Raw genomic sequence first — 12,126 nt, forward strand, 5'->3', positions numbered from 1 at the left:
TTTTCATATCTATAAAGAGGGATGTTTTTCTTTCGGGTGCAAAGATAGTGTAAACCGAGTGCAGAATAAAATGAACCCGTTTCTTTTTTATGCCGGGGCGTTAGTCTATTTCCATTCTCATTCCTTAATTTTCCGGTTTGAAAGTCTCGTAGGTATTGTCATCAAAGAAAATTCTTATTTCTGTGATTTTTCTGGGAGGTCTTTCTTTGTAGATAATCTCTTGTTTTACAATCTCTTTAGGCGATTTTAGGGCTGTCTCTAATGCAATTTCCTTGCGATTTTTAGATTCTTCCGGCCCGTTGGACAGATTTTCCGGATTCTCGGCGAATAAAGGATAGTCGAATCCATCGTTTTCGGGTGAATCCGGATTATTACTCATATTACCTTTTCCGGTAAGCAGCCACTCCAAGTTTATGTCGTTGTATCGTTGATGCAATCGGAGAATGACTTCCGTACTTGGATATTTGTTACGCGGACCCAAGATGTGAGAAATGGTGGCTTGGGCCACGCCGATACTCTCGGCAAAAGCTCCTGCTGTCAGTTTCTCCCGGTCCATAACCATTTTGAACCTGTCTTTTATACTCATGGTTTATGTGTTATTACAATTGTACATGTTATTTATTGGATTACAAAAGTAAAAAAACGACATCACAAAAGCAAATTAAAAATGTGATATTTTAAAGTTTACAGATGAAATGTTATTATTACAATATTCATCATTACAAATGCTATAATACAAATTACGAGTAAAATAGGTGTTTATCGTAAGTTTAATAAAATAATATATTTGTCTAATTATTAGCATATTATATAGTTATTTTTTGATGGTAAATGCTGTATTACATTTGTTTGTCGCTCATTTTATATAATATATAATTTAATGATTTGATTAATTATCGTATATAATTGATATATACATATTTATCGATTATAATTACATGGGTTAACCCCTACTCTATTATTTTTGTAAACCATCAGTTTGCGATATTAAATATTACTTATTACATTTGTGTTTTCAAATATAATATCACATATGTTATAGTACACCCGTCATATAGATATTTATGTAATGTATTAAATTCACAATAGTCAATTATCCTAGTTGTGTATTACAACTATTGTACTCTTGAAAAGTGTAACAGATTTCATATATGACGATTTAAAGCTGAATTGCTCCATCTCTTCTTTTTACTAAAGGAGAAAAGATGTGACATAAATAAGAAAATAAGATGCTTTATTTATTTTCTAGTCTTCAAGACTTAAATCCTTGCTTTATTTCTGTATAATTGGTCGATTAGTTATAAAAACACGATTCTCAGAGCTTATAAATGAACGTAATTTGCTGTAAATATGATTATTATCTCCTATTTTACTGTCTATGCTAAGGGCCGAAATAGAAAAAAGGGGGATAAATCCCCCTAAAAATGACATAATGATATCAAATCAGTCTGTTTTATGCTTTTCCCTTTTTATGGAAAAGTATGCTGTATGGAAGTTAATGTAGAATCTTAAAGACCAATTCCCGGAGGATATCTCCATCGCTTAGGGAGGAATTTCCTACTCCTTTGGATTTGGCATCTGCATATCGAATTTCTCCGATTATCTGCATGGTCTTTACTCCGCTGTAACGGCGCATGGCACTTAGGTATTCGCGCGACTGCCAGGGAGTCTTTAATCCTATGAAACTGGCAATACCCTGCTCCGTCTTTTCGGGTGCATAATAAGCCAACATCAAGTTGGAGAAGAAGCCGAAAAGTAAAGATAAAGTCATCTGGATAGGGTTTGTTTTCGGATTTTCTTCAAAATATTTTATTATTTTATTGGCCTTTAGTATGTCTTTTTCTACAATGGCACTGCGAAGTTCAAAGTTATTATAATCCTTACTGATTCCGATGTTACGTTCTATCTGTTCGGGGGTGACGCGTGTCTGACCTTTTGGAAGAGTTATAATCAGTTTTTCCAGTTCTCCTGTAAGGCGGCTGAGGTCCGTACCTACGAAATCGGCAAGCATGGAGGTGGCTTTAGGATCCAAGTCTACACCTTTGCGCTTCATGTATGAGGTGATGAATGCCGGTAACTGGGCATCCTTCACCTTCTTGGATTCGAATAGAACTCCCACCTTCTCTATTTCGGCCGCCAGCTTCTTTCTTCTGTCCAGCACCCCATGTTTGTGGCATAGAACAAGAATGGTGGAGTTCAACGGTTTTTGCAGGTAGTATGAAAGCTCCTCCATGTTGCGGATGGCCTGCGCTTCCTTTACGACTACGACCTGGCGTTCGGACATCATCGGATAGCGCTTGGCCGCATTGATGACAGTGGCTATATCGACATCTGCACCATAGACTACGGTCAGGTTGAATTCCTTTTCGGTGTCAGTGAGAACGTTGTCTACAATATAGTCGGAGATGAGGTCTATGTAATACGATTCCTCGCCCATGAGATAGTAGACGGGGCGGTATTGCTTGGCTCTCAACTCTTTTAGAATATCATCACAGGTTGTTTCTTGTTTTGCCATATAATAAAGTAAGTGCTATACGAGGGATGTCCCGTAACGGATTACCAGTCGAACTTCAAGTGTTTTACGGTTTTCTTTTCATCAATAATCATGCGCAAGGATGCGATGCCGATTTCAACATGCTCCTTTACATAATTCTGGGTCACCAGATTGTCGCTTTTATCGGTTTTTACACCTTCCGGAATCATCGGTTGGTCTGAAACCAGCAGAAGAGCTCCCGTGGGAATATGATTGGCAAAACCGCAGCTGAATAGGGTTGCCGTTTCCATATCGACAGCCATGGCACGGGTTTTCTTCAGATATTCTTTGAATTCCTCGTCATGTTCCCAAATGCGGCGGTTGGTGGTGTATACGGTACCGGTCCAGTAGTCACGGGCATAATCGCGGATGGCAGAAGAAACGGCACGTTGCAGCATAAATGCCGGGAGTGACGGGACTTCAGGTGGGAAGTAGTCGTTGGAGGTACCCTCGCCACGGATGGCGGCAATGGGAAGGATGAGGTCCCCTATTCTATTTTTCTTGTCTATACCGCCGCACTTACCCAGAAACAGACATGCCTTGGGCTTGATAGCACTCAGCAAGTCCATGATAATGGCGGCATTAGGACTTCCCATACCAAAATTAATGATGGTCATTCCTTCTGCACTGGCAGATATCATGTTGGCATCTTTACCGAGAATGGGAACATTGAACTTTTCTGCGAAAATCTCTACGTACTTGTTGAAGTTGGTCAACAGAATGTACTCTCCAAAATCCTCCAGGTTACGCTTTGTGTAACGGGGCAGCCAATTGGCTACGATTTCTTCTTTTGTTTTCATAAGATTTCATTAAATTTGTGTTCCCAAAAGACGGGAACCATTATTTAACTTACAAATGTAGTAAATGTTATCGTTAAACCTACCAGCATTCGATGCTAAAATTGCCGCAAGGAACGGAAAAAATGTTATTTTCGATGTAATCCGTCGTCGTTATGTCGCCTTGACCCCTGAAGAATGGGTGCGGCAGCACTTCGTCCACTTTCTTCTTGCTCACAAGGGGTATCCGCAGGCGCTTATGGCAAATGAGGTGCAGGTACAGCTGAACGGTACAAAGAAACGCTGTGATACAGTGCTCTATCGACGCGACCTTACCGCCCGGATGATTGTGGAATACAAGGCGCCTGAAATAGAAATCACCCAAAAGGTTTTCGACCAGATTACCCGCTACAACATGGTGCTGAAAGTGGATTATCTGATTGTCAGCAACGGGCTTCAGCATTATTGTTGCCGCATAGATTACGAGCACAACAGCTATACTTTTCTGCAGGATATACCCGAGTATCAAAACTTATAGGAGGAGCAACCAATAGCCCCCTTGCCTCTCTCATCTCATCGCATCATATACCATGCGTGATATGCGGGCGATGATGTTCGCATTGTCCTCATCCGTCTCGTATGAGTCCATGACGAAGGCGGCAATGTAGTATTTCCGGCCGTCGGGAAGGATAACGAGGCCGGCATCATTATCTGCAGTTTTCATACCGTCGGCATTGCGGTCGGAAGAGCCGGTCTTGTGTCCTACTACGGTTTTGGCTGGCAACATACCTTTCAGTTTGTTGGCACCGGTTTCAGTATCTATCATGGTCTGCCACAAGAAGTCTTTCAGCTCCTTGTTGGAGAACAACTCTTTTTCATCAGCCGTTCTCAGTAGTCGGACCATAGCGGAAGGAGTACTCCAGTTGCGGTATACAGCCTCGAAGCTGGAGTGCATGCCGTCTTCTGTTTCCGAGAGGTTGAAGGAGTCGATACTCAACCGGTGGATATAGTCATTGATATGTTTGATGCCTCCTGCATATTCTATCAAGATGTCGCAGGCATTGTTGTCGCTTTGGGAAATGCTGTATTGCATCAGTTCCCTAAGCGTAATCGTGAAATCCTGGTCGGGAAACTTCTTCCGCAGGGGGCTGTAGGTATTGGGCGGCATTTGGGATGCCTTTATGGAAACAATGCTGTCCAGACTGATGCTTTGCTTATCCATCTTGTCCAGTACGGCCAGTGCCACATGGAATTTGAATACACTGAGCAAGGGGAAGTGTACATGGTCGTTATACCGGAGCATGTCTCCTTTGTCTGTCCATACGGCTATACCAACGGTGGCTTTCTTGCCATTGAGCAGACTGTCAATCCGGTTTTCAAGTTCAGACATTTGCTGCGCCCGGACGACGGTAGCTATACAAGTGAATAAGGTAAGTATGGCGATGAAATATGCTTTCATAACTTCAATTTCTTTAAGAGGCAATTCGCACGCAAAGATACAACTTTTAGCAGCAAGTTGCTAAAATGAGTTATGGATTATGAGCTATAAGTGTGATAGCCTATAACCCATAATCCATAACTTGTAGCTCATCCTCCCTATTGTTTCTTACTGAACTTCTCCTGCAACTTCTGCATCAATTCGTAGAAATTAGGAATATAGACCGTGGCAAGCAAGGTATTCAGTGCCATACCGAACACTACGGCGGCTCCCAGTGCAATACGGCTTCCCGCCCCTGCTCCGGTTGCAAAAAGCAGCGGCATAACCCCGAATACGAATGCAAGCGATGTCATCAGAATAGGTCGCAGGCGGATATGTCCGGCCTGGAATGCCGCATCGCGGATTGAATTGCCTTGTGCACGAAAGTCACGTGCAAACTCCACAATCAGAATACCGTTTTTGGCAGACAAGGCGACAAGCAGAATGATTCCAATTTGTGTGTAGATGCTGACCGGAGTCCCCATGACATAGCATCCCAGCATGGCACCGAGCAGTGCAACCGGAAGTCCCATTACGGCAGCTACCGGACTGGTCCAGCTTTCGTATTGTGCGGCGAGTACAAGGAAGGCAACCAGCAGTGCCATGACGAATACGACAGTCGTCGTGGTTCCCGCCTGCGTCTCCTGATAGGCTACCGAAGTCCATTCATAGCCGAACTCGTCTCCGAGATGCTCTTTGATTAGACTTTCCATTTGCCGGATACCCTCTCCCGAACTACTGCCCGGAGCCACATTGCAGGTCACGGCTGCTGTGGAGTACATGTTATATCTGTTTATCTGGTCCATGCCTAACTGCTCTTCCACCCGGGTGAAGGAAGAGAAAGGTACCATTTCTCCCGATGCATTGGGAACGCTCAATTTCAGAACATCGTCGATGACACGCTGGGCACGGTCGCCCGCCCCCAATTTCACTTGGTAGATGTGTCCGAACTGTACATAGTCGTTGACGTAGGCCTCCCCCATATAGTAACCCAAGGCGGTGAATACACTGTTCAGCGGGATACCCATCAACTGTACCTTGTCGCGGTCTATATTCAAAAAATATTGCGGTACATTGGCTTGGTACTGGCTGCTGACCGATGCCAGTGCCGGATAATTGCGGTAATGCTCCATCAAGGTCTCTACAGCACGCTGCATCTCGGTGGCGCCGAGGTTGTGGCGGTCTTCCAATTGGAGTTGCAGGCCTCCGGTAGCTCCCAGTCCGGGGATGGCAGGCGGGACCATGGCAAATATCTCTGCTTCCTGGATGCCATATACTTCCATATTGAAGCGCTGTACTACGGCTTCAGCCGTATGTTCCTTTCCCTTGCGTTCATTCCAGTTTTTCAGTACGATGAAGTAAGTGGCCGCATTGCTTTGCTCTCCACCTCCCATCACGGAGAAGCCGGATATGCCGATGTAGTCCTTTATTTCGGGGTAAGAATCGAGAATCTTATTTATCTGCTTTCCTACGGCTTGGGTGCGCTCCAGGCTCGATGCAGGGGGAAGCTGTACCACTGCGAGGAAATAGCCGTCATCTTCTTCCGGAACAAATGTGGACGGCCATTTGACAAACAGCAGGACAGCAATCAATGTGAAAACCGCATATGAAACGATGGAAGCGACAGGGCGTTGGAGCAGGTACTCCACTATCCGGTCGTAGACTCCTTGTGTCTTGTCGTACAGATGGTTGAACCCCCGATATAGGGGATTTTTGGAAGGCCGGGTAGGTTGCAGCATCAAGGCACAGAGTGCCGGAGTAAGGGTCAATGAGTTGAATCCGCTAAGTACGGTGCTGGCTGCAATGGTCAAGGCAAACTGTTTATACAGTTGTCCTGATATGCCGCTGACGAGTGTTGTCGGGATAAATACGGCAAGCAGCACCAGCACTACCCCGACAATGGGGCCGGTAATCTCTCCCATCGCTTCGGTCACAGCCTGGCGGGAGGTGTAGCGCCCCGTGTCCAGCAGACGCGTGGAGTTCTCCACCACCACAATGGCATCATCTACCACGATGGCCACGGCAAGTATCAGTCCGAATAGTGTCAGCGTATTGATGGAGAAGCCGAACAAGGACATGACGGCCAGTGTGCCGATGAGTGATACCGGAATAGTGATGCAGGGAATGACGACCGCCCGCCAGTTCTGCAGGAACAGGAAGATGACGAGAACTACCAGCAGGGTTGTTTCAAGGAACGTCACCATCACTTCGTCTATGGAAGCATGAATGACATCCGTAGTGTCCAGGGTTACATTGTATTGTATGCCTGCAGGGAAATTTTGCGAGAGTTCCTGCATTTTTGCCTTTACTCCTTTGGAAACGTCCAGCGAGTTGCTGCCAGGTTGCTGATAGATAGCGATGGCAGCGGTGGGTTTCCCGTCCAGTTGGGATACTACGCTGTAAGAGGCCGAGCCCAGGTCGATATGCGCCACGTCGCGCAGACGGAGTATCTTCCCTCCGGTTTCGGTACGCAGGATAATGTTGCCGAACTCTTCGGGTGAGGTAAGGCGCCCTTTTACGGTCAGGCTGTATTGATAGGCATTTTTATTGTCTGTGCCGATGGGTTGCCCTACGTTACCTGCGCTGACCTCCACATTCTGTGATTGGATAGCTTGGTATACATCGGCCGGCGAAAGATAGCGGATGCGCATGGCGGCAGGGTCGAGCCAGATACGCATGGAGTAGTCCCCTGCTCCCATCACATTGACGGCGCCTACACCGGGCACGCGTGTTAACTGGTCTACGAGATTCAGCTTGGCATAGTTGCTGAGGTAAAGTCCGTCGTAGTCTTTGCTGTCCGACGTCATCGTGAGGAACATCACGATGTTCGATGACTGTTTCTGCACAGTGACGCCTTGCACCACAACGGGAGTAGGCAGTGACGACTGGGCCACGCTTACCCGGTTCTGGACCTGCACGGTAGCCATATCAATGTCTGTGCCTACGGCAAAAGTAATGGTAAGAGAGTAAGCGCCCGATGAGCTGGAGTTGGAGGACATGTAAAGCATTCCGTCCACTCCGTTGACTTGCTGCTCGATGGGGATGCCGACGGTTTGTGCCACCGTCTGCGCATTGGCTCCGGGATATACGGCACTGACCTGCACGGTGGGTGGTGTGATGTCCGGATATTGGGCAATGGGCAGGATGCCCAGTGTGACCAGTCCTGCTACGACGATGAGCAGCGCCAATACGGTAGCAAAGATAGGACGGTCTATGAAGAATTTTGAAAACATAGGCTTTGGTATTAATCAATTCATATTAGTTGTCAATGGGATGTACTTTCATTCCATCCCTTACCTTCATCAGTGCTTTGGTGACGTAGCGCTCCCGGGGAGTGATGCCTGCCCTTATCTGGCGCAGGCTGTCCCCTATCAGTTGTCCGGTTTCTATATGGCGGTAGCGCACTATATTCGAATCGTTGACTACGTATATGTATTTCCCCAACTGGTCGGTACCGATGGAGGCGTCCGGCAGCAGGATGGCCTGCTGTTGCTCTCCGTAGGGCAAGGTGATGCTGACGTAGAGGCCGCTTTTCAACAGTCCTTTAGGGTTGTCGAGACGGGCGCGGATGTTCAAAGTTCCGGTGTTCAAGTCTACGTTGGGCGAAAGATAGTCCAGCTGTGCGGGATAAGTGAGGAGTTCGTCTTTACCCAGGCTGACACTCACTTGCCGGGGGATACTGTCTCCCTGCTGCATCAGCATGGAGAGCCATTGGTTGTCTGCCACATTGAAGTAGGTGTACAAATGGTCGTCTTTGTAGATGGTTGCCAATGTGACGGGCTGCACGCTGCCGCCTACATAGCCTCCGGCATCCACCAGGTTACGGCTTACGGTGCCGTCGAAGGGAGCACGGACGGTGCAGTAGCTCAGATTGGTGCGTGCTGTGTTCAGGGCTGCTTCCGCATTGCTCACTGCAGCCTGCGAAGTTGCCACGTTGGATTGTGCTTGCAGCACTTGTATACGGCTTACAGCATCGCTTTTCATGGCTTCCTGCATACGTGTGTAGTTGTTTTGGGCGTATTCCAGGTTGGCGCGGGCAGTGTTGAGTTCTGCTTCTGCCTGCCGCACATTGTCTTGATAGACTGTCGGTTCGATGACAAAAAGTACTTGTCCCTGGCGTACCCGGCTGCCGGGAGCGTAAGCGATGGTCTGTAAGGTTCCGCTGACTCTGCCTACCAGGTCTACGGTCTTTTCAGAAGTCAGGTAGCCCGGATATTCTTTCGTCAGCGTAATGTTCTGCACTGTCGGACGGGCCACGCTTATCTCGGGAACGGGCATCGTTTGTGCCGTTTCTTTCCTTCCCCCGCATCCCGTTGCCAGCAATGGCAGGATGAGCAGGGTGATGTACATTTGATTTTTCATATACGGTTCGGTTTAGTTTATATTCTTATTTCTGATTCATTTCATATCCACCTCCCAATGCCTGGTATAAGGCTATCAGATGCAGCAAGGAGCTGCCTTGTGCCTGCACCAGCTGATTTTCGTATGTCAGGAGTGAGCGTAGTGCGTCCAGTACGTTCTGGAAGGGAGTAAGTCCTTGTTTGTACAAATCGAGGGAGAGTTTCAGAGTTTCTTCTCCCTGGTTGCATACTTCGCGCATGGCAACAATCTGTTGGATGGAGTTGCGATAGGAGTTCATGGCATTATCCGTTTCCTGCACGGCGGTAAGCACTGTCTGGTTGAACTGGTGAATGGATTCATCGAGCTGGGCACGTGCCAGACGGGTGGCATTCACCAGTTTGGTACCGCTGAATAAGGTCCAGCTGATGCTTGGAGCAATTTCAAACGTCATACTGTTCCGTTTAGTCAAGTCCTTCAAGTCATGGGAGGAATAGCCGATGGAACCTTTTAGGAACACTTGCGGCAGCCAGTCACTTTGAGATGCGCCGAGTGTTGCCGCCTGCGCGTTGACTTGGCGTTCGGCTTGCCGTATATCGGGGCGGCGGAGCAGCAGGTCGGCAGGAACACCGATGCCTATGGGTTCCATATAGTCGGGCAGTTTGCCGGGCTTCTCCAATATGGGGCGGATATGCTGGGGGTAAGTACCGAGTAAGATTGCGAGCGTCGTGATGTATTGGTTGATGCCTGCCTCCAGTTGTGGGATGGAGGCTTTGGTACTGTAATATACGGATTTGGCTTGTGAAACGTCCAGTTTGGACACCAGTCCGGTTTTGTAGCGTACTTCGGTAATGTTAAGTACGGCTGCCTGGGTATGGCAATTGTGGGTCACTACACTTAGCTCTTGCTGCAGTTCGCGGAGTCCGATGTAGGCAGAAGCTATCTGGGCACAGAGGGATACCATGACAGAGGTATATTCCTCCTTGCTTGCCATGAAGGTTTCCCGCTGTGCCTTTACCCGTTGGCGGATACTTCCGAATACGTCCAGCTCCCAACTGGCGTTGAGCGAGGCACTGTATGCACCGGTAATGGATTGCGGAAGTGCGTTGACATTGCCGCTGCTTTGCTGCCGTGCCCATCCTCCGTCCAATGAGATGGAAGGGAAAAAGCTGCCGCGTTCTATCCGCAGGTTGGATTTAGCCATATCCATACGGGCCATGGCAGAAAGTACGGAATAGTTTTGAGTGGAGGCTACCGTAATCAATGAATCCAGCATCGGGTCATCGAAGGCTTTCCACCACTTGTCGTCAATGGGTGGTATCTGTCTGCTGAACAGATTGTCATCTCCGGGAATGGCATGGGAGACATCCTTTCCCCAGCCTTGTGGGAGTGGTTTCTCAAGATAGCGGTTGGCTTTCTGTGCCATAGCCGCAGGACATAGGCATAATATGAGCAACGCGGTGCTCCAAGCTTTTATATTCATAAATAAAGGTTTAGGTGGTTATCTTTTTATGGGATTGATAACAACCTAAACCTTTATTTGTTTATGAGTATTTACTCGGTATACCCGAGTATCTTAGAAGGCATACCCGAAACCCACATTCAAGTAGATGGGATACATGGCAAAGGTAATTGTATTGAAATCTTTCTTGAAAATATCATTCAATCCCCATGTAAGGTCGGCAAATACACTCAGATGTTTGAAGGCACGCCAGTCTACACCAGCTTGCACGCCCCAGGCAAACTTGCGCAAATCATCCGAAAAGTCGTAAGTGGCAATGGCACCGTCGGAGAAGTTGACTTTCTTTCCGGTAGGATTACCTTCACGCAGATAACCTTCATATACATATCCGGAGAATTCCTCATCCATCAGGTAGGATACATATGCACCTGCTTTGGCTCGCAATCGTGAGTTGATTTTATATGCTCCAAGTACGGGGACAGTAATGTAGGCATTGCGTACTTTGGTTTTTACTCCTCCCGTCCAGTTACCTTTCAAGCGGTTACCGTCATTTCCTATGATTTCCATGCCATAGTTCTTTACTGTCGCTTTGGTAATCATATTTTTGGTTTCCAGTCTTACCCCGGTTATTACTCCCCATTTTTTAGTTTTTCCTAACCACTTGATGGCATTTCCTTCCAGCATAAGAGCTAAAGTAGGATTGTAGGCATCGATACTCCGTATTTCTACGGGCAATGGAAGCGGGGAAGTACCACCGATGCTGACACCGGCCCTTATCTCATATTCCCATCCGTGCAGGGCAGCGTTTATAAGCGTACGATTCTGATTCTCTTGAGCGTATAGGGCGGTTTGCATGTAAACTGCCAATGCGATAAATGCTACTATTTTCTTTATCATGTTGTATTCCAATTCTACAGGGTTCTTATTCGAAAATCAGTTCCACATCATCCACTAAAAGGGTACTTCCGGGCGCACACTCGAAAGTTGCACCGTTCTTGCTGGATGCAAAAATGATACTTAGTTTATATTTTCCTTTTGCCAGTTTGGTTTCATCTATTTCTTTTCCATATCTCTGATAGTCAAAAGGAATGTCGAAAGCTTCCCAATCATCGGTTTCGTGGGGATTGGATATTAGAGCTAAAGCTACCATACTGGGATGTTCATAGTTCTGGTTTGGCAGATTTCCATCCAATATTACTTCCGTAACTTCTCCTGCTTCGTTGTAACTTTCGCCTTCATAAAAGATTGCATAGATGTTCATCACATCTTTACGGTCGGTGTATCCACCGTTTTCATAAAAACGTTCACCGGCTTTGTACTTGTACCAACCTTTTAGACGTGAGGGCTTATAACAGAAAGGAGTGCCGAAATGTGTGGCTTTCAATGGGCTGGTGAGAGCATTCGTCATATCAAACTCACCGATAAACAAATTTCCAGCAGCTATCGGCATACCTACCATTGCTCCCAGAGAGCCGGTAAGCCGAGTTTCTAATTTGGCACACTTTCCGTTTTTACCATTGTCATATCTGTCTCTTATACA

General features: G+C 46.8%; 10 protein-coding genes. 1 reads left to right on the plus strand and 9 read right to left on the minus strand.

What is annotated here, in order from left to right; genetic code table 11:
- Nucleotides 1-124 precede the first annotated feature (124 nt).
- From ABUA47_RS18965 to ABUA47_RS18975, 3 genes are all read right to left on the minus strand, one after another.
- Nucleotides 125-586, minus strand: coding sequence for a helix-turn-helix domain-containing protein (locus ABUA47_RS18965; RefSeq protein ID WP_005827779.1), 462 nt, complete (start codon nt 584-586; stop codon nt 125-127).
- Nucleotides 587-1,495: 909 nt separating this feature from the next.
- On the minus strand, nt 1,496-2,515 hold the full coding sequence (gene holA, locus ABUA47_RS18970; protein WP_005837183.1) for a DNA polymerase III subunit delta: 1,020 nt from the start codon (nt 2,513-2,515) through the stop codon (nt 1,496-1,498).
- A gap of 41 nt (nt 2,516-2,556) precedes the next feature.
- Nucleotides 2,557-3,333, minus strand: coding sequence for an AMP nucleosidase (locus ABUA47_RS18975; protein WP_005827785.1), 777 nt, complete (start codon nt 3,331-3,333; stop codon nt 2,557-2,559).
- 64 nt (nt 3,334-3,397) lie between these two features.
- On the opposite strand from ABUA47_RS18975, the gene ABUA47_RS18980 reads away from it, so the two are divergent.
- Complete coding sequence (locus ABUA47_RS18980; RefSeq protein WP_005827787.1) at nt 3,398-3,847, plus strand: type I restriction enzyme HsdR N-terminal domain-containing protein; 450 nt, start codon at nt 3,398-3,400, stop codon at nt 3,845-3,847.
- A gap of 30 nt (nt 3,848-3,877) precedes the next feature.
- On the opposite strand, the gene ABUA47_RS18985 is transcribed toward ABUA47_RS18980, so the two are convergent.
- The 6 genes from ABUA47_RS18985 to ABUA47_RS19010 form a co-directional block, all read right to left on the minus strand.
- Nucleotides 3,878-4,768, minus strand: coding sequence for a CblA family class A beta-lactamase (locus ABUA47_RS18985; RefSeq protein ID WP_005827792.1), 891 nt, complete (start codon nt 4,766-4,768; stop codon nt 3,878-3,880).
- A gap of 137 nt (nt 4,769-4,905) precedes the next feature.
- Nucleotides 4,906-8,019, minus strand: coding sequence for an efflux RND transporter permease subunit (locus ABUA47_RS18990; RefSeq protein WP_005827794.1), 3,114 nt, complete (start codon nt 8,017-8,019; stop codon nt 4,906-4,908).
- A gap of 25 nt (nt 8,020-8,044) precedes the next feature.
- Nucleotides 8,045-9,148, minus strand: a complete 1,104-nt coding sequence (locus tag ABUA47_RS18995) for an efflux RND transporter periplasmic adaptor subunit (RefSeq protein WP_005827796.1) — start codon at nt 9,146-9,148, stop codon at nt 8,045-8,047.
- 25 nt (nt 9,149-9,173) lie between these two features.
- Nucleotides 9,174-10,607, minus strand: a complete 1,434-nt coding sequence (locus tag ABUA47_RS19000) for an efflux transporter outer membrane subunit (RefSeq protein ID WP_117887844.1) — start codon at nt 10,605-10,607, stop codon at nt 9,174-9,176.
- 93 nt (nt 10,608-10,700) lie between these two features.
- Entirely contained in the window at nt 10,701-11,483 is a 783-nt protein-coding gene (locus ABUA47_RS19005) for a porin family protein (RefSeq protein WP_005827800.1), read from the minus strand.
- 25 nt (nt 11,484-11,508) lie between these two features.
- Nucleotides 11,509-12,126: PCMD domain-containing protein (locus ABUA47_RS19010; protein WP_349831897.1), on the minus strand; the 618-nt coding region annotated here is incomplete at its 5' end.

Source organism: Bacteroides sp. RTP31139st1_H2_RTP31139_211217 (assembly GCF_040227615.1).
Taxonomy (GTDB): domain Bacteria; phylum Bacteroidota; class Bacteroidia; order Bacteroidales; family Bacteroidaceae; genus Bacteroides; species Bacteroides uniformis.

Excerpts from the sequence above, each read along its gene's own strand:
- ABUA47_RS18965 (WP_005827779.1), bottom strand. The coding sequence starts at position 586 with ATGAGTATAAAAGACAGGTTCAAAATGGTTATGGACCGGGAGAAACTG.
- holA (WP_005837183.1), bottom strand. The coding sequence starts at position 2,515 with ATGGCAAAACAAGAAACAACCTGTGATGATATTCTAAAAGAGTTGAGA.
- ABUA47_RS18975 (WP_005827785.1), bottom strand. The coding sequence starts at position 3,333 with ATGAAAACAAAAGAAGAAATCGTAGCCAATTGGCTGCCCCGTTACACA.
- ABUA47_RS18980 (WP_005827787.1), top strand. The coding sequence starts at position 3,398 with ATGTTATCGTTAAACCTACCAGCATTCGATGCTAAAATTGCCGCAAGG.
- ABUA47_RS18985 (WP_005827792.1), bottom strand. The coding sequence starts at position 4,768 with ATGAAAGCATATTTCATCGCCATACTTACCTTATTCACTTGTATAGCT.
- ABUA47_RS18990 (WP_005827794.1), bottom strand. The coding sequence starts at position 8,019 with ATGTTTTCAAAATTCTTCATAGACCGTCCTATCTTTGCTACCGTATTG.
- ABUA47_RS18995 (WP_005827796.1), bottom strand. The coding sequence starts at position 9,148 with ATGAAAAATCAAATGTACATCACCCTGCTCATCCTGCCATTGCTGGCA.
- ABUA47_RS19000 (WP_117887844.1), bottom strand. The coding sequence starts at position 10,607 with ATGAATATAAAAGCTTGGAGCACCGCGTTGCTCATATTATGCCTATGT.
- ABUA47_RS19005 (WP_005827800.1), bottom strand. The coding sequence starts at position 11,483 with ATGATAAAGAAAATAGTAGCATTTATCGCATTGGCAGTTTACATGCAA.